The following is an 18,274-nucleotide window of genomic DNA, read 5'->3' as shown; positions in this document are numbered from 1 at the left end:
TTTACTGCTTCTCGTGGGCCATGTTCTGCCGATCACGCAGGGCTGCCGCCAGGGTGGCAGGAGTGACGTGCTGCTGACCAGACAGGATGGCCTCCTTGGCGGCTAGCTCGCAGGCGACTGTGATCTCGGCGTGACTCAGGCCTGCTGCGGCCTCGTCGATAGCACTCCAAGCCCACTTTTTGGGCCCCATCGTAGCCAACCGATTGCGGATAACAGCCCTGCTGACCTCCGGCGTGGGTAGCGGATACCCGACAACGAGGTCGAACCTCCGGAACAGCGCGCGGTCGAGCAGTTGAGGGTGGTTCGACGCGGCCACCAAGAGGCTGTCCGAGTCCTGCTGGTCCAAGAACTGCAAGAAGGAGTTCAGCACGCGTCGGATCTCACCAACATCGTTGGTCCTGGAGCGCTCTCCCCCAAGAGCGTCGACCTCATCGAACAGGTAGATTCCCCGGGTCTCCGCTAGCGCATCGAACACAAGCCGCAGCTTTGCAGCCGTCTCGCCCATCATCTTGGTGATCAGGGCGTCCAAGCGGATGGTGAAGAGTGGTAGTCGAAGCTCGCCGGCGAGGCTGCGCGCCGTCATCGTCTTTCCGGTCCCGGGCGGGCCGACTAGTAGGAGGCGACGCAGAGGGTCGAAGCCGTGTTCTCGGAGTCTGTCTTGCTGTCGCTGCTCAAGCAAGACACGCTCCAACCGTTGCCGAACTTCCGGCTCCAGCGCGAGGTCTGCCAAACGCGTGGTCGGGTAGGCGACGCTCAGGAGGTCAGCTAGCTCACCTCGTGGTCGAGCGACAGGAACCGGGCGACTAACTGGCCTGTCTGCCCTCTCAGAAGTTGCTCGGAGTCCATCGACTAGATCTCGCAGCTCTTGGGCGAAGTGCGCTTGACCGCTTCGAGCGGCCTTCGCGGCTACCTGCAGGGCTACCGAGTAGAAGCGGGCATCGTCACCCTCGCCATGGCTTCTGACCAGGGCCTTGACTTGATCAGCTGTCGCCACGTACGCCGCACCTCCCCCAGCTGCCGTGCATGAAGCCGCCGCAGACGCTGACCTGACCCTAGCGTCAACGACTGACTTCCCTGTGCGACATGACCAAAAATGATCTTGAGTATCGCGAACTTCGCGATTCCCCCACTTGCCGACCAAGCTTAGAGCCAAGACAGGTGGCAGGGCCGCCGCGGTTCGGTCGCAAGGAGCCTGCGGGGCAGAGACTTCATCCGGCCAGCGCCACCATCATTGCGGTGATGCACCGGATCAGCAAGACCGTCCCCGCCGAACACCGCATAGGCCCACCACTGGTCCGAGTGCTCCGGCTCATTACGAATCACCTGGCGACCCTGGAGCACTACTTCGGCCTCGCACGCGAGTCCGACCTGGCCGACGACAGCGCGGTCCGCTTTCACGACGACCTCAACATCATCGTCCGCCTGCGCAACGGCGCCGAGGTCGGGGCCAGTGTCCGGACCCGACCCGGACAAGAAGGAGACCGGCGACGCCACGCTCCAGTTGCACACCAACCGCCTCGCAAGGGATGTTCTCGGCAGGAGCACGACCGTCTGGGCGCCATTGTCGGACTGAAGGACGCCGCCTTCTTCCAACCTGCCAGGCTCATCGACCCGCAGTCTGGCCTGAAGAGGGCCTTCGTCCGCACCAACCGACGCCTGCAGTGCTGGAGGCAGCCCAGCTGTTCACCGAGCCCAAAGACCTGGCCGAGAACCCCAAACGGAAGAAGCCCGAGCCCTACCTCGGCACCAGGTTTTTGGGGGCCGGCACGATCCTGCGGGCTTCCGCCTCACCGCCCCGAGTGGGACCGTTGCGCAGCCGTCTCGTATAGCGCTGCGGCGGCTTATGGATACTCGGCCCGGATGAGGGTGGCGAGGTGGTTGCCGGCTTCGGTGGTGTCGACAGGTCCGCCGGCCAACTCGGTGGTGAGTGCATCAATCGGGTAGCGGGCAAGTACGTGGTAGCGGGCCAGGTACGCCGCAACCGCGGAGACCTGGTAACCGCTCACGGCAGCGAGCAGTGTGTAGGTAAGGACCTGGTCGATGAGACCCTCGAACTGGTGGGTCTCGGTGAGGTGGCCGGTCTTGACTTCCACGATCGTGGCGCCGGCGAGTAGGTCGGCGACCCTCAGCCCATCGAGTAGGGCGGGACCGGCGGTAAGGGGGCCGTAGCTACGCAGCGCAGCACGGAATCCGCTGAGGTAGCTGGCCCAGAAGGCGGCAAATGCTGGTCGGGCGGCACGGGTCGCGGTCGCGCAGATGGCGATGGTCCGGCGATGCCGCAGCGGACCTTGCAGCGCGGCATGGACCCCGTCCGGCGTGGTGATGGGAAGCTGTCGCAGGGCTTGTTCGAGGATGGTGAGCACGCTGCCCACCGTGAGCAGGCGGGCACCTGGCACTTCAGAGTTGGTCCTGCGCCACGCCGCGTCGCCTCTCCGGTGGTCGGGCCGGTATCCGGCGGTGGTGAGGAGGGTCTGGCGCTCGGTCTTGGGCAGGCTGGCGAACAGGTGTGGGTACGGCGGGGTGTCGCACAGGTCGAGTGCGAAGGTCTTCTCGATAGCGTGGCCGAAGTGTCGCGGATTCGGCGGGCACACGGTGATCGGCGCAGGAGCGCGGCGGATGCGGTGGCGTAGGTCGGCGATCAGCTCCTCGCGGTACGGGAAACGGCGGGCAAGCCACCGTTTCGACGACAACGGCTCGAGGTCGGGGCGGAACACATCCATCGGACACTCCTCGGCAGGAGGGCACGCCAGTGCGGCTTCCAACACGGCCTGGTCAATGACCGGCAGGCAGCCTGCGGCGGGAAGGACAGCAAGAACGACCGGCTCATGCGTGAGCGCGTGGACGAGGCGTGAGGGCTGCCGCTGGCGGGGTCTCAGCCCTTCGGCATCATCGGCCGATGTCGGGCTCCGCTACTGCAGGGCGGCGTGGTTAAGAAGCGTTCGGTCACACGAGCCGAAGCCGCTCAGTAACTCTACGCGACAGCGAAGTTCAGGGATACCCGTGTAGATGCGGGCGGTCACGACCAGTGGTACTCCAGACGCAGACCCTGGCCGACGAAGCGATACCGGCCGCGGCTCGCCGGGTCGAACGGGTTCGGGAGCATACGGATTTGGCGGTTCTCATTCATGACGTTGGTGATCACTAGGAGCCGCCACCGCCGGTTCCGGGCGTTCTCCTGCGCCGCGATGACCTGAGTCTCGCCCAGCTCGATTCGACCGCCCTCGGCGAGGGTGGCCTTGACCTCGTAGTACCAGGTGCCGCGCCGGCCGGGGACTTCAAAGTCCCAGCCCAGGCTGTCGTCACCGGTGCCGGGGAAGACCCGCTCACGGTATCCCGACACCCAGCATTCCGGGCTGAAGTCGGCGCCGTACTGCCGCTCCAGCCATCGATAAGCGAACCACTCGCCAGCGAAACCCACCCCCAGCTTTTGCAGGCTTGACAGCTCGGACGCGAACCCACCGCCGCCGAAGCCGCCACCCGCGATCCGGCCGCCGGGGCCGGACCGAGCGTCGGTTGCCTTGAGGCCGGTGAACCTGCGTTGAGTGGCCAGGAACGCGGGTGTTCGGTCCAGCGAATTGTCGAGAGCCGCGCGTAGCGAGGTGAAGCCGTCGTCCAGGTCGAATGGCTTGTCGTCGATGTTCACGGTCCGCCGCTGCCGTTCCCGTTCGGCGCGTTGCTGCCGCTCCTCGGCTTTCTGGCGGTCGAGGTCGTCGGGGGTGAGACCAAGCGCGTCAACGTCGTCGGTCGCGGGCATGTCCGTCGGCCAGACGCCGAGCGTTTGCAGCCAGCGGAGCACGTCCGGAAGCCTCAGCATGGCGAAGTCAAGCGCGCCGGCCGAGTCGAGCGTTGCGCGCAGCGCCGGGCCTGCCGACGCCTCGTCCGTCCACGGCGCGGGGACCGGGCGGCTGTGCCGTTCGAGCCAGGCGCGCACGAGCTTGGCCAGCCTGCCGGCGGCGGTGTCGACCAACTCGGCGTTGGCCTTGGCGCAGTCGCTGCGGCGCGGCAGAGGGGGGCCGCTTTCTGGCGGCTGTTCGCCCAGCCGCGCCGTGAGTTCCTCCTCGACGCGCGCCGCCATGAGATCGGTCGAGAGGACGTCAACGGTGGTGCCCCACTCCGGGTCCGGGGCGAGCAACTCAACCCGCCGGAGTTGGTGCCAGTCCGGCTGGGGGTCGCAGGCCGCGAAGCGGTCCCACCGGTGCCAGCGCAGCCGGTCAAGCAGGGAGTCGCGATGGTGGCGTACGTAGTCGGCGAAGTCCTCGGAGTGCTGCGTGCCGTAGTCGATGAGCGGATAGCGTCCGCCCATGCCGGACAGGGTGGCGTTGAGTTCGCGTACCGGGATCTTCAGCTGCTGCTGGAGCGCCGCGAGCGTCGGAGCGTCGAGCGCGGCGGCAAACAGCTCGTCCGGCTCGTGGTCGAGTCGGTCGGCCAGCACAGTAAGCCGGTCTCGGGCCTCCTGCTCGCTTTCCACCGACGGTGAGTCGGGGTCGAACGGCGCGGCCGACTCGGCGTTCAGGTAATGCGCGGCGACGGGATAGAGCCTATGTAGTAAGGGTCGCAGGGAAGACTGGATTCGCCGCGCCATCGTCCGGACGTTCTCGGCCGTGACGTCGCATATCTCGGCCACGTCGTCGTTGGCGAGCTGGGCGACGGGGACGCCGACCCGCCGGGTCCGCTCTGCGGCCCACCGGAAGGTGCGGGCGTAGTCCCGCCGGCCGATGAGGTATGCCAGCGGCTCCGCCATCGCCTCCAGCATGTCCCAGTCCAGCTCCGTCTCCGCGCCCTCGACGATCAGGGACGGATGCGCGGCGTGCGGCATCGGCAGCACCCCGTGCAGCCGGTCCGGAAGCCGCCGGGTTTCCTCGCCGAGGCGCACCTCGACCGTGCCAGCGAAGGCGACCCGCACCCGCCGCAACGCGTCGAGCGTGTCGTCGAACGCCCGCTGACCGAGGCGGCTGAACTGGCTGCGCTGGTGTTCGAGCAGCGTCGCCACGAACAGCGGCAGCCACGGCAGGATGCCGACGATCGGTCGGGCGCCGGCGACGGCCGGCGGCCCGAACTCGTGTCCGTCCAGCAGCACGACCGGCGTGACGCCGCTGGCACGTGAAACCCGGTCGCCGAGGCGGCGGCGCAAGATGGCGGTCACCGTCTCGGGATGCGCGTCTACTTCGAGGACCCGCCACCCGAAGTCGGCCATCAGCCGGAGCAGGCTCTGCTCGTCGTCCCGCGACGCGACTACCACGTCGGGCGGCTCCTGGCCGCCACCGGCCGGCTCGAGCGGCAGGGCTGTCGACGAGCCGCCGACGTCGACAACGAGGTAGCCCTGGGTGTCCGGCGGGAACGGCTCCACGTCGGCGCCACGGGCGGCACAGGCCGCCCACGCCGCCCGGTACGTGTTGTGGAACTGCGCCGCGTGCATCTCGGCAACCGCGCCGGTGTGAAAGAGCGCGCCCAGGTGGCGCACCAGGCGCGGGGCATCGGCGTCCCGGCCCCACACGCCCAGACCCAGCTCGGTCAGCCGCCGCAGCGCCACCGGGTCGTCGTCGAGCAGATCCCGCATCGGCTTGGCGAGCAGCGTCGCGAACCGCGGCGGCACGTCGTCACTGCGAACCGGAAACGTCCAGCACTCGGCCGGCGTCGCGAAAGCCCCGCCGCTCTGGCCGGGTCGTTGCGTCGGCAACCAGGCCACCGTACGCAGGAACGCGCCGAGCGGCGTCCATCGCCCTTGCGGGTTCTTGTCGCCGGGCCGGTCGCGTTCCCAGACGGCCGTCAAGGCGTCGGCCGGCCAGGCGCCCTTGAGTCCGCGCAGGATCTGCCGTGCCAGGTGCAAGCGCACCCGGTCGGTCAGCCGTTCCCAGTCGGCCTGTCCCGGCATCCACCAGAGCGGGCTTTTCACCACGTAGGGGGTGGACGGATACCACGCAGCGGACGTCGTCGGCAGGACCTTCGCCCACTGGTCGCGGACCGGATCGGGCAGCCCGGGCACGGCCGAAAGCCGATCGCGGGTCAAGTTGCTGCCGTAGATCCCGCGACCGTCGGATACAGACTTTAGCGGCACCACCTCGCCAACGCCGATGCGCCGCAGGAAGGCAACCCAGTCGGCAACATGGTCGCCGGCTCGCATGACCTGCGCCGGAGGTGCCAGCAACCGGCCTGCGAGCGAGTACAACTCGGCCGACCGGTCCTCTGGAGTGGCCGCGATCGCGGACAGCTCCTTCCCGGTGGTACCCGGCCAATCGGACGAGAACAGACAGCCCTCGGCGGCCATCCAAGCGCCGCTCGCGGTCGGCAGTCGCAGGCCCAAGGCGGCCAGGTCGGTCTTGATGCGGGCACCGCTGCGGCTCAGGTTGAAGACGAACGTCAGCGCGTCCCGGGCGACCCGCTGCGCCCGGCTGTCGGCGAGCACGGCGCGGATGTGTTCGAGGATGCCCCGCGTCTCGAAGCCGCGCACAAGCCGGTTGTCCTGCAGAAACTTGCGCGCCGGGGTCTGTTGCCGGTTGACGTGCCAGGTCAGATCGCCGTGCAGATAGAACAGCCGGTTGGATAGGCTTGCCGGCAGCGACAGGTCGGCGCCGGGGTCGACGTCGTCTTCGTCGGCGATCCGCTGGGTCGTCGGCGGAAAGAAAGGCGCGGCCTCCCGGCTCGCGGGCGTCTCGCCGGTCCGCCGGCCGGCGCACCGCGCGAGCTCGTCCGAGTCGGTCAGCAGAATGCGCCGCGCCCGCAACGCCTCGGGCGCCTTCTCGAAGAGGCGCGCGACGTCCGCGTAGGCCTGGTCCCAGTCGCTGATCGGGCGGCGGTCGCGCTGCATCACCGCCATCATCTGCTCGACCCAGCCGGCCAGACGCTCCGGCTCTGGCGTCACGTCAAGTCCGAGCCGCGACAGCAGGCTCCTCAGCCGCGCCTGCCGGCGCGTCGGCAATTCCCGCAGGAACTCGGCGCCGCTGGCTGCTGTCGCAAACGCTGCGGTCAGCATGCCTGTGTCGGGTACGGGCCAGCGCCATGCCGCGGCTGGTGTGAGCCAGCGGCCGGGCGCCTGTGCGGGCAACAGCGGGCGTTCGCCCAGCGGTCGGCCCTGCTCCTCCGCGCGAGAGGTGAGCAGCCCCAGACGGTCGTCGTCCCAGCACAAAAGATCGAGTACAGCGGTGGGGGCGGCATTGTCCGGCCAGCCGGTGAGCGCCTCGGCCGCGTCGAGGCAGAGTTCCGCCGCCGCGGTGAGCAGCAGCCGGTTCAGCGGATTCGTCTCGTCGATGTCCGTGCGGGACAGGTCGGTGAAGAACGGCGCGTTGAGGTGCCCCGCGAACGGCGACGGCGCCTTACGGCCCATCGGCAGGAAGGTGTAACACCGGCCGACGTGCGCGTCCGCAGCCGCGTACGGCACCGCGACCGAGACTTCGACCGCCGCCGTCGACTCGGCATACCTGGGGTCGAGCTGACGCCGGTCGATCGCTTCCTGCACCGCACGCCGGTAGGCGGCCGGATCGACCCGCCGAGACAGCACCAGATATGTGCCGTCCTCGTCCAACGTGACAAGGTCGCAGGTGAAGTCATCGGCCGCCACCGGCGCGCTGCCGCGTACCCGGGTCAGCACCCGCTCTTCGCTGGCGGAACCGTCCTCTCTCCGGACGGTGACGCTTTCCAGCCGCTTCAGGAACAGCATGAGCGGCACCTCTGACGCTTCGAGCTCGTCGAGGCGCTCGGCCACCGCATCGGCGGCGCCCTCGTCGAGCGGCAACCGCACCACGGTGGCATAGCCGTCGGCCCAGAGCGTGGCCACCCGAGCGGGCGTCCCCTCGGCCGGCAACGTGATGCTGTAGAGCGAAACTTCGTCGATGATCTGCCGAGCGAGCACTGGATCTGCGCCGACGAGCCCTGGCACGTCGTCCTCGGTAGCGAACCGGAAGCAAAACCCCGGGTCTCCGCTGTCGAGGGTGCTGTAGACCTCCGGAGTCGCGCATATCTGGAGGACGCTCTTGAAGCCGACCCCCTTGTTGCCGATGCCCTCGCCGATCGGCTTGTCGCTCAGCCCGAGTGAGCGGATCCGCCGGGCGTTGCTGGCGGTGAATCCGCGCCCCGTGTTGGCGACGTAGAGAGTGCCGTGTGTGCCCTCGCCGCGCGCCAGCACCACCGCGATGCGCCCGCTGCCGGCGTCCGGCGGCTGCGCGTCGTACCCGTTTTGGATCAGCTCGAACAGGAAGCGGCCGCCGTACTCCCGCATCGTCTGGCCGACCATGCTCTTCTGGCTGCGCGCGAAGTCCTGATCCTCCCGGGTCATAAGCTGGGCCCGGACGAGGCGCTCGGCCCGGTCACGCAGCTGCGCGTCGGCCTCGGCACGTGAAGCCGGCTCGGTACCTTTCATCTGCTCTGTCTCCCCGGGGTGGAACTACCGCCTCTTGCGTTCCAGGCTGCTGCGGAGGTTCTTCGCGCCCACCTCCGAGACCCCGGCGTGTGCCAGGGCATACCCCACAGCGGTGTCGACGTCGATCAGCCCGCCGCGCAGCACGGCGTCCAATACCTTGCGGGCGTGCTCACGCTCGTGACTTCCGGTCCAGTTGTTGTGCCCGCCGAAGAACACGGCCCGGTCGAGAGCCTTCTGCGCCTCGGGGTCCAGCACCGGCACCTGCGGATACACCCCGGACAAGTCCTCTGCCCGGGTTCCGGCAGCCCATCCGGCCAGGGGGGTCATCGCGCTCTCCAAGACCACCAGCGCCGATCCGCGCGCCAGGTCAGCCGCTCGTCGCAGGGACCGGGCGTCGGGGTGGTAGGCCACCAAAGCACCACGTGGCCGGTCTGAGTCGAGCGGGTAGCTGAACCGGTAGCGGCTCGCCAGCCGGTGGACCGGGCCAGGGCCCCCGTGCGCCTTCGCCGCGTTGTAGAACACCACCGGGGTCACCCCGTCGACGGCAGCCTGCTCCTCGATCCACTGCACCGCAATCTGCTCGAGTTCCTCCCACCGCTCCAGGTTCTCGTCAACGTCAGGGATCCACGCGGCGACCCGCAGCAGGCTCGGGTGCTGCCGCGAGGGTTCGTCCGGCTGATCGGTCACTCCACGCCTCTTTCGTCAGTCACTCGCGGCCAAGTGAACCAGCAGGGTCCGACATGGAGCCAGCCGTCGAACGGCCTGAGATTCCCCGGTGCGTCGAGGGCGGCCGAACGGGAAGCCGCGGGCGTGTGGGCCCCGAGAGTGTCAGGGGCGGGGTGTCTACTGGAGCCGCCCCTTGCTCGGGAGTACCGGTCGGACTTGACCACCACGGGTCAGTTTCAGGCGGAGCCGACAGTTCGGTTCGTTCTTCGGTCCGGGCTGCCATATACGGCCGTGTTCAGCTCCATCGACTACGTCGTGCCCCTTACTGTCGGGTGGTGCAGCGATGGGATTCGCTCAATGAGCGGCAGCTCGACCTGCTTCGCCGGATCCACGGCGGCAATGACCTCAGCGGCCCGGACGGCGTCGAGTACCGCCGGTCGGCGCGTGCGCTTCAGGACCGGAACCTGGTGACGGTGACACGCAAGGCAGGGGTGTGGAGGGCATGCTCGACCGACGCCGGCCGCTTCTACCTTGAGCATGGCCACCATCCCGATCATCCCGACCACCGTGCTTCCCTCCCGCGGTCCGAGACGCCGGCACCCGGCGGCATCGCCGGCGGCGCTTCGTCGGAGGACCTGCTGCGATCGGCTCGTGAACTGCTCGACCGCCTACAGCACGAGGGCGGCATGGTCCGTATCGAGAGTCCCGACAGTGGGACGCGGGCCCGGTACCGCCGGATCATTCACGCGTTCAAGCAGCAGGGACTTGTGCCATCGGGTCACCATCTGCGTCACACTGGCCGTGACGCCGGGGACATCGTTATCCGCCTGTACGCCGGTGCCGGTGCGGACGAGACTGACTGGAACCGGATCCGGCTCAACACCCGACGTGTTACCACCGACCCGCATCTGGCGTTCAGCGCTCTCGAAGCCGATCCGACTAACCTCGCCGTCAGCTCGGACCTACTGCCCCGGGCGTTGCTGTTGATCCGGCAGCTCGCCGGCGAGGCGGCCCGGCGTGGGCACCGGCTCGGGGTCAACACCAAGGCGAAACACCCGCGGGTGTTCCTCCAGGCCGGGCAGGTTCGACGCACGGTCACCCTGACCGAGGAACGCGACCAGGTCCCGCACGAACCCACCGCCGAGGAGCTGAAGGTGCTGCGCCTGCGGCCGTGGATGAAACCCGCGGAGTTCGACGTCGTCGACTCCGGCAGGCTCCGCTTGGAGATCGCCCGGGCCGGACACGACAACCGGGACACCTGGACCGACACTCCACGCGTACGTCTGGAACAGCGCGTCGCGCAGATCATCCAAGGGTTCGAGGCTGGCGTCACCGCCGACGAACAGCAACGGCGGGCAGCCGAAGCCGCGCGGGAAACAGCCGAGGCCGAGCACCGGCGGCGGCAGGAGGAAGCAGCGGCCGGGCGCAGACGGCAGGAGGAGGCCACCCTCGCCCAATGGCACGCCGCGATGGCCGACGCGCGCGTCCGGGCCGCGGACAACATCCGCGCGGAAACCTTCCGCAACGCCTACCAGGCGTGGACTACCGCAGCTGACATCCGCGCTTTCTGCACCGCCCTCGAACAGGCGGCCGAGGGGCGGACCGGCGCCGGCGGGTACCTCGCCAGATGGGTCGCGTGGGGCAGGGCCGCCGCCGACCGGATCGACCCCATCCGCAATCCCCGCGTGCTGGCTGACATCGACTACAACCCCGAACTCGGACCCGACGACCTGCGCCCGTTCCTCAATGGCTGGAGCCCTCACGGACCACGCAAGGAGCACCGCCCTGATCACGACCGGCAGGCCCACGCCGGCATCCGCCGGCAAGCCGATTCGTGGCACCACGGGCTGCTCGACCGCGGCGCCTGAAGTGCGGTGGCACCTCAACCGCCACCACACTCCGGCCGGATGCGCACGAGCCTGCGCCGGGACCTGCCGCCATCGCGGCGCGAACCGCCAGCACGACCCGGTACCACGCAACAAGTGACGCTTACCCGAAGGACGGCTGGATGAGAATCGACCCCTCCCGCTTCACCGTCGGCGACGAATGGGCGTACCGGCAGTCGGACCACGGACCGTCCGAACGCGTCCGCATCCTGGCCGTCGAGCCGAAGAAGACCAGCGCCCGCCTCGAGATCAGATTTCTCGACGACCCCGACGAGCGGGTGGAGAAGGTCCCCGGGTCGCGGCTGCGGGTGCCGTGGAGCGAGGTCGGGACCTTCGACGCGCTGATGGCGAACTGGCAACGCATCGATGATCTGAGCCTCGATCGCACAGAGGAAGCCTGCGTCGAGGAGATCTTCGGCCTCTTAATCAGCGATGACGTGGCCGAGCTGCTCTGGTCCCCGGTGTCATGCGCCACCGACATCCACGATAGGGCCCGGCTGAGCGAGATCATCGGTGGCCCGGCCGACGACATCCTCGCCTCGGCTGAATGGTTCGACCAAGACGGCCGGACCATCCTGTCACCGGCCGGCACCCTCCAACTGGTCGAGGCCGCGTGCCGTGCCCATCCGACCCAGGTCCTCGAAATCGTCATCGAGCAGGAAGCCCATTCCCGCCAGAAATGCAAGTTCGGCGATGAGCACCGCGTCGGCCGCGACAGCCGGTCGACGACACCGGAATGGGAGTACGACTGGTACCGCCGCCACGACCGGCCCCGTCACGAGCTCCTACGCCAGTGGTGCGGCCACCGGGCAGTCACCCACCACGAACGGTTCCTCGCCGCCGAAGCCGAAACCCACCGCCTCGACATCCTGGTGACAGACCTCCTCAAGGCCCTGGACAATCTTGGCGAACACGAACAGGCCGCCCGGTTCGCCGAGGAACACGAACGCGACCGAATCACACCCCACACGATCCGCCCCGTGGTCGAACGCCCCCTACACCCCTCCGAGATACCCGTACGCGAGATCGAGGTCAGGCGCCGCTGGTGGTGAAAACCCCTGCGCGACATGGACCGCGATGTTGCCCGCGCCGAGCGGGCAGCGACGGTGGCCCGCCCCCCGACCCATGACCTTTGCAAAGTCTTTTCGGCCACACCAGCTCCCTGAATCACCGGGACGGCACCTTCCTCACTCCAGGGACGGCCCGGACGCACCCATCACAAACCCCGTGAATGCACGAGGCTGACCGCAGTCCCCGGAGAAACGGCCCTACATCACGGCGGCACGCGAATAACGCAAGATCAACTGAGGCGCTTGATTCACGTGGGCCGCAGGGCCGAACGTACACGTCCGGGTGATCCCGTTCACGGCAGGCGTGCACGCCGGGCTCACGGGCGCTTTTGCAATCGCCACTCTTCCGGACGGATCGCCGGTGGTATGCCTCGACACCCTGGTGGGGGTGAGATCGGCACCAGGATGAAGGACGTGCACTACGCGGCAACTGTCTGAGAAGCCATCTGCGCGTGAGCGCTACCCTGTGATCTGTCCCGCGACTTGATCCTTAGGGTGATCCATGATCATGAGCGACGCACCAAACTGGCACAAGAGCACCCGTAGCGGCAGCAATGGCGGCGACTGGGTCGAGACCGACGCCAACCTGCCGGGCCGGGTGCTGGTCCGCGACAGCAAGGACCGCACGGGCGGCACCCTCACCTTCGGCCCGACCGCCTGGTCGGCCTTCGTCACCCCGGGCAGCACCCACCGCTGACCACCTCTTGTGCTGGCCACCTCCGGCTCGGCCCTCGTCACCCCGGGCAGATCCGGGGGTGTCGCGCGGGAGTGTCGGTCACACAGGCGACAATGATCGAGACTTGATCGGCTCAGAGGGGTTGGCACAGCGGATGGTTGACGACAGGGACCATGACGTCGCGTCGGGCGACGAACCCAGCACGGCAGCGGTTGCCGGAGCTGGGCCGGAGTCCCTGGCAACAGACGAGACTATCGACTTCATCACCAACAAGCCGGTCCGGCTGCGCGGCAACGAAGAGGTCCGCCAGCGCATCGCCCGAGCTCTGGCCGTGGAGTACGGCATCTCGGTCGACGACATGGCGCGCGACTTCCCGATCCCGGTCGACATCGAGGGGCGACGCCGGCGCATCCGCAAGGCCGATATCGCGGTCTTCACCCCTGGCGCGCAGCAGACCCTGGAGAACCTGCAACGGGTGGTGATCTGCAAGCCGGAGCCGAAGGTCAGCCGGGCCGTCACCAAGATCAGGACACATGAGCAGGCCCGGCAGGATCTGGAGGAGCTTGAGGATCTACTCGGCACGCCGGCTACCCCCAACGCGCAGTACGGCCTGTGGACCAACGGCCTGGACTTCTTCTTCCTGCAGCGGGAAAACACCCGATTCGGCGTCAAATTCCCGGCGCGGGCCGACTGGCCGATCGACGCCGCCAGCAGCTTCGGCGCCGCGAGCGGCTCTGCAGCCCGGCTCCGCCGAGGCGAGGCAGCCATGCTCAAGACCGCCTTCCGGCGCTGCCACAACTACGTGCACGGCAACGAAGGGTTGCCCAAGGATGCCGCTTTCTGGCAGTTCCTCTACCTGATCTTCGCCAAGGTGCACGACGAGCGGATCAGCCGCCGACAGCACCGCGCACCCCGGTTCTACGCCCTGCCGGCCGAACCTTTCACCAACGAAGGCCGAGCCGACATCGCCGGGCGCATTCATGAGCTCTTCGACGAGGTGAAGAAGAACTACCCGCTGTTCACCGACCGCGACCAGATCAGCCTTTCGCCGCGTGCGCTCGCCTTCATCGTCGGCGAGCTCGCCTCCTACGACCTGGCCGGCACCGACATCGACGTCAAGGGCATGGCGTATCAGGAGTTGGTCGGCATCAACCTGCGCGGCGACCGGGGGCAGTACTTCACCCCGAAGGGCGCCGTGGAGTTAATGGTGCAGATGCTCGACCCCAAGGAGCACGAAACCATCCTCGACCCGGCCTGTGGCACCGGTGGTTTCCTCCGGGAGCCCTTGCGCTATCTGCTCGACCAGTGGCGTGCAGCGGCGGGCACCAAGGGTCTGCCCGACACCGAGGCACAGTTGATCGAGCACCAGGAGCGGCTGGCCCAGTACTCGCGGACGCATCTGTTCGGGGCCGACTTCGACCCATTCCTGGTGCGTGCCTCGCAGATGAGCGTCATGCTCTCCACCGGCGAAGAGGGCAACGTCTTCCACTTGGACTCCCTCGCCTTCCCCGGCGGCCACCTGACCGAACGGCACGCCGCAGCCGAGAAGATCCCGCTGGGCAGCATCGACGTCCTGATGACCAACCCCCCGTTCGGCTCGGACATCAAGATCGAAGACGCGGACATCCTCGACGCGTACCGCGACGGGGTGGCCCAGTCCTGGGTCCGCAACCGGCAGACCGGCCAGGTCGAGGCCGGGCCTGGCCGGGTGTCGGCGATGTCGCCGGAGCAGTTGTTCATCCAACGGGCGGTCGAATGGGTCCGGCCCGGCGGGCGGATCGGCATCGTGCTGCCCAATGGCATCCTGTCCAACCCCGGCCCGGTGGACGAAGGGATCCGCCGCTGGGTGCTGGACAACTGCTGGATCCTGGCCAGCGTCGAGCTGCCGGTGGAGACCTTCATCGTCGACGCCCACGTCAACATCCTCACCTCGGTGCTGCTGCTCAAGAAGAAGACCGACCGGGAGAAGCTGGCAGCCGAGCTGGGCGAGCAGCCCGACTATCCGGTCTTCATGGCGGTGGCGGAGAAGGTCGGGGTGGACCGGCGCGGCAACAAGATCTACAAGTGCCGGCCGGACGGCGTGCCGATCCTGCAGGACACTGTGGAGCGGATCCCGGTCTATCGCAACGGCGGCAGCAGCTATCGAGACGTCACCCGCAAGAAGGAGGTCGTCGACAACGACCTGCCGGAGATCGTCCAAGCCTACCGGCGATTTCGCGCGGAGCACCCCGAGCCAGGGGAGCGCACATGATCACCCGGATCGAGGCCTACCACTACCGCTGCTTCGCACAGCTCAGCATCGACCTGGGCGAGTTCCACGTGCTCGCCGGTGCCAACGGTGCCGGCAAGAGCACCCTGCTGGACATCCCGGTGCTGCTCGGTGACCTGCTCGCCCAGCAGCGGGTGGCCGACGCCTTCCTCCGCCCACCGGAGTGGCGCGGCGTGCCCCGGGCGCACACCCTCACCGAGCTGGTGCACCAGGGCCGCGGCGACAGCGTGGCCTTCACCATCGAGGCCGCGTTGCCCGCCGACATCGTCAACACCATGGCCAGCCGCAGCACCGCGGCGATGATGCACCGGATCCCGGATCGTCTGCGGTACGAGCTGCGGCTGCGGATCTTCAACGACGAGTTGCAGGTCGACGAGGAATACCTCTACCTCTTCTCCGCCGCCGACCGGCGGCGCCCGGCGGCGGGCATCGCGATGCAGGGAGCCAACCTGCCCAGGCGCGGCCGGTCCGCCCGCCAAGCCGCCCAGCCGGTCATCCAACGCGGGCCGGGCGAGCCGACCGCGTTCACCGCCGAGACGACCACCCGAGGCCCAAAGGTGCCGGACTTCCGAGTGCCGGCCAGTCAGGTCGCGCTCGCCGCCGTGCCGGCCGATCCGGAGCTGTTCCCGGCGGCGCTCTGGTTCGCCAACCTGCTGCGTGAAGGTGCCGTCTTCTTCGATCCGGACTGGGCACAGCTGCGCCAGGCCGCCGCGCCCGGTGACCCGCTGCGGGTGCTGCCCTCCGGGCGCAACCTGCCCTGGCTGGTGCTGCACCTGCAACAGGAAGATCCGCAAGGGTTCGGCTACTGGATCGATCACCTGCAGACGGCGCTGCCGCAGATCACCGGGGTCACCGCGATTGAGCGTGCCGACGACCACTACGCCTACCTGTCGGTGGAGTACGTCGGCGGCTACCAGGTCACCTCGTCCGGGCTGTCCGAGGGGACCCTGCGGATCCTGTCGCTGTCGCTGCTGCCCTACCTGCCCAGCTCCGCGCGGCCCCGCCTGCTGGTTACCGAGGAGCCGGAGAACGGCATCCACCCACGGGCCATCGAGACCGTGGTGCAGTCACTGGCCGCCCTCACCGACGACCAGGTGTGGATCTCCACCCAGTCGCCGATCGTGCTGGCCAACACCGACCTCGCCAACATCGTGCTCGCCCGGCTCGACGGCGACGGCGCGGTCGAGGTCATCCCCGGCACCGCGCACCCTCGGATGCAGGACTGGCGCGGCAGCGTCGACATCGGCACCCTCTTCGCCTCAGGAGTGCTCTCGTGACCCTCCCACCCCCCGGATGCCCCCACCCATGCGTGACGTGATCTTCCTGGTCGCCGACGGCTCGATGCAGCAGCTGCTGCACGGATTCCTCGGGCGACCCGAGTTCCACCGAAGCGTGGGCTGCCAACGGTTCGCCTTCGATCCGCGCGACGATGTGTTCGTCTCCCCCACCAAGGATCCCGGGGTTTACCGGCAAGGGCCGGAGCTGCTGCGCAGATACCGGCGCAGCCACGACCGTGCGGTGATCATGCTGGACAACGACTGGCAGGGCACCCCCGGGCCGGAAAAGATCTACAACGATCTCAACCAACGGATGCGCGACACCTGGGCGGAGTTCGCGGTGATCGTGATCGAGCCCGAGCTGGAGGCGTGGGTCTGGCAGGACAACCCCCGAGTCGCCCAGGCACTCAACTGCCCAGCCAACTTCCGGCAGATCCTGGCCGACAGCGGCCACTGGCCGCGCGACCGGGCCAAACCGGCGCGACCGAAGGAAGCCCTCGAACATCTGCGCAATCGCTACCGCGACCTGCGCCGCGACGGGTACAAGGTGGACCGCTCACCGGCGCTGTTCAAGCGACTGGCGGCCGGGATCTCCGTCAGGGGCTGCGTCGATCCGGCGTTCCTGAAACTGCGCGACACGCTACGTGACTGGTTCCCCGAGGAGGAGCTGTGAAGCTGGCCAGCCCAGACAATCCCGTCCAGGCGAGCTGGCTGGCCGAGCAGGGGTTCCGCCTCGACCCGGGGCCGTACGTCTCCGACGCCTACGCCGCCCGCAAATACCTGCACCGGATGCCGCACAGCGAGCCGCTGCACTCGGTCACCGCACGGGTCTTCCACGCCGGCCGAGTGACACGCGAGTGGACCACCGACCCGGCGCACGGGGTGCCGTTCCTCGGCAGCGCGGACATCTTCGAGGCCGACCTGGCCAACCTGCCGATGATCACCAAGCGGTCATTCGATAAGAACCCGAAGCTGCCGCTGGAGCCGGGCTGGACCTTGGTCACTCGCTCCGGGATGACCGCCGGCCGGGTCACCTACGCTCGGCTCAGCATGGCCGGTGCGGCGTGCAGCGAGGACGTTCTCCGGGTGGTGCCGGACCTCGTCCGGATCCCGGCGGGCTACCTCTACACCTTCCTGGCCAGCCCATTTGGCATCCCGGTGATCAAGGGCGGCATCTACGGCACCAGCGTAAAGCACATCGAGCCGAGCCACATCGCCGACCTGCCGGTGCCCCGCTTCGGTGGCGGCGTCGAGCAGCGGATTGACGCCCTGATCACCGAGGCGATGCAGTTGCGGCAGCACTACGAAGACGGGGTACGGGAGGCGACCCGCGATCTCTTCGTCAGCGCCGGTATCCCCGAGTTGCTCGACCTGCGCTGGCACGACCGGGAGCGTGACCTAGCCTTCACCATCGAGCGGCCCACCGCTCTGTCCCTGCGGGCCCTTAACTACTCCCCCCGCGCCCGCCGCATCATCGACGCCCTCCGCTCGGTCACCCACCGCCCCCTCGGCGACATCTGCACCGGCGGATCGCTTCGAACCGGAGCACGGTTCAAACGATACGACTCCGATTCGCATCACGGGGTAAGGCTCGTTGGACAACGGCAGGCATTCTGGCTGCGCCCGTCGGGGCGCTGGATCAATCCCAAGCTAGCTCCGGACGATATCCACATGACTGATGAGACTGTCCTGATCGCCGCACACGGCACACTTGGCGAACGTGAGGTATTCGGCCGCTCTCTCCTGGCAACAGGACGCGCCCTGAGTAACGCATACAGTCAGGATTTCGTCCGCGTCGTCTCAGGCCAGGAGGATGCGCCTGGTGCTTACTTGTTCGCATTCTTCCGCACAGATGCGGCTTTCCGCATACTTCGGTCGATGAGCGTTGGCGGCAAGCAACAGGAGTATCACCCGTCCTTGCTTCGTGACCTACCGGTGCCGATGGCGGCGGCGGCGGACCGGGAGCGGATCGCTGGGGTTGTCCGGCAGGCGTATCGTGACCGCGACGACGCGGACCGCAAGGAGGACGAGGCGTTTGCTCTGCTCGACAAGGCGGTGCGAGAGGCGGCTCGCTGAT

The 18,274-nt window shown here is 68.2% G+C and carries 11 protein-coding genes; 7 read left to right on the top strand and 4 right to left on the bottom strand.

Features of this window, described 5'->3' with window-relative positions; all coding sequences use genetic code 11:
• Nucleotide 1: 1 nt before the first annotated feature.
• From O7604_RS06510 to O7604_RS06495, 4 genes are all read right to left on the bottom strand, one after another.
• Nucleotides 2-679: an ATP-binding protein gene (locus O7604_RS06510; RefSeq protein ID WP_281579131.1), complete on the bottom strand. Its 678-nt coding sequence runs from the start codon at nt 677-679 to the stop codon at nt 2-4.
• Between the two features lie 1,162 nt (nt 680-1,841).
• Nucleotides 1,842-2,720, bottom strand: coding sequence for a hypothetical protein (locus O7604_RS06505; protein ID WP_281579130.1), 879 nt, complete (start codon nt 2,718-2,720; stop codon nt 1,842-1,844).
• 296 nt (nt 2,721-3,016) lie between these two features.
• A complete protein-coding gene (locus O7604_RS06500) occupies nt 3,017-8,353 on the bottom strand; it encodes an ATP-binding protein (protein ID WP_281579129.1) in 5,337 nt (1,778 codons plus the stop codon).
• Between the two features lie 24 nt (nt 8,354-8,377).
• The gene (locus O7604_RS06495) at nt 8,378-9,040 is read right to left on the bottom strand and encodes a hypothetical protein (RefSeq protein ID WP_281579128.1); all 663 of its coding nucleotides are present in this window, start codon (nt 9,038-9,040) and stop codon (nt 8,378-8,380) included.
• A gap of 314 nt (nt 9,041-9,354) precedes the next feature.
• Between O7604_RS06495 and O7604_RS06490 the strand changes: the two genes are divergently transcribed.
• The 7 genes from O7604_RS06490 (at nt 9,355) to O7604_RS06460 (ending at nt 18,273) form a co-directional block, all read left to right on the top strand.
• Entirely contained in the window at nt 9,355-10,887 is a 1,533-nt protein-coding gene (locus O7604_RS06490) for a hypothetical protein (RefSeq protein ID WP_281579127.1), read from the top strand.
• A gap of 140 nt (nt 10,888-11,027) precedes the next feature.
• Nucleotides 11,028-11,957 carry a hypothetical protein gene (locus O7604_RS06485; protein ID WP_281579126.1) on the top strand — a complete coding sequence of 310 codons (930 nt, stop codon included), beginning with the start codon at nt 11,028-11,030 and terminating at the stop codon, nt 11,955-11,957.
• A gap of 526 nt (nt 11,958-12,483) precedes the next feature.
• Nucleotides 12,484-12,672, top strand: a complete 189-nt coding sequence (locus O7604_RS06480; protein ID WP_281579125.1) for a DUF397 domain-containing protein — start codon at nt 12,484-12,486, stop codon at nt 12,670-12,672.
• A gap of 133 nt (nt 12,673-12,805) precedes the next feature.
• Complete coding sequence (locus O7604_RS06475; RefSeq protein WP_281579124.1) at nt 12,806-14,902, top strand: N-6 DNA methylase; 2,097 nt, start codon at nt 12,806-12,808, stop codon at nt 14,900-14,902.
• Nucleotides 14,899-16,197 carry an AAA family ATPase gene (locus tag O7604_RS06470; protein ID WP_281579123.1) on the top strand — a complete coding sequence of 433 codons (1,299 nt, stop codon included), beginning with the start codon at nt 14,899-14,901 and terminating at the stop codon, nt 16,195-16,197. Before O7604_RS06475 ends, O7604_RS06470 begins: the two co-directional genes overlap by 4 nt.
• A 28-nt stretch (nt 16,198-16,225) precedes the next feature.
• Complete coding sequence (locus tag O7604_RS06465; protein WP_132404518.1) at nt 16,226-16,870, top strand: hypothetical protein; 645 nt, start codon at nt 16,226-16,228, stop codon at nt 16,868-16,870.
• Nucleotides 16,867-18,273, top strand: coding sequence for a hypothetical protein (locus tag O7604_RS06460; protein WP_281579122.1), 1,407 nt, complete (start codon nt 16,867-16,869; stop codon nt 18,271-18,273). The genes O7604_RS06465 and O7604_RS06460 overlap by 4 nt, the downstream gene beginning before the upstream one ends.
• Nucleotide 18,274: the final 1 nt, after the last annotated feature.

It is taken from the genome of Micromonospora sp. WMMA1947 (genome assembly GCF_027497355.1).
GTDB lineage: Bacteria > Actinomycetota > Actinomycetes > Mycobacteriales > Micromonosporaceae > Micromonospora.
This window is presented reverse-complemented; position numbering and strand designations above follow the sequence as displayed.

What these genes read in the sequence shown, in the direction of transcription:
- O7604_RS06505 (WP_281579130.1), bottom strand. Translation starts at nt 2,720, where the DNA reads ATGGATGTGTTCCGCCCCGACCTCGAGCCGTTGTCGTCGAAACGGTGG.
- O7604_RS06500 (WP_281579129.1), bottom strand. Translation starts at nt 8,353, where the DNA reads ATGAAAGGTACCGAGCCGGCTTCACGTGCCGAGGCCGACGCGCAGCTG.
- O7604_RS06485 (WP_281579126.1), top strand. Translation starts at nt 11,028, where the DNA reads ATGAGAATCGACCCCTCCCGCTTCACCGTCGGCGACGAATGGGCGTAC.
- O7604_RS06480 (WP_281579125.1), top strand. Translation starts at nt 12,484, where the DNA reads ATGAGCGACGCACCAAACTGGCACAAGAGCACCCGTAGCGGCAGCAAT.
- O7604_RS06475 (WP_281579124.1), top strand. Translation starts at nt 12,806, where the DNA reads ATGGTTGACGACAGGGACCATGACGTCGCGTCGGGCGACGAACCCAGC.
- O7604_RS06470 (WP_281579123.1), top strand. Translation starts at nt 14,899, where the DNA reads ATGATCACCCGGATCGAGGCCTACCACTACCGCTGCTTCGCACAGCTC.
- O7604_RS06465 (WP_132404518.1), top strand. Translation starts at nt 16,226, where the DNA reads ATGCGTGACGTGATCTTCCTGGTCGCCGACGGCTCGATGCAGCAGCTG.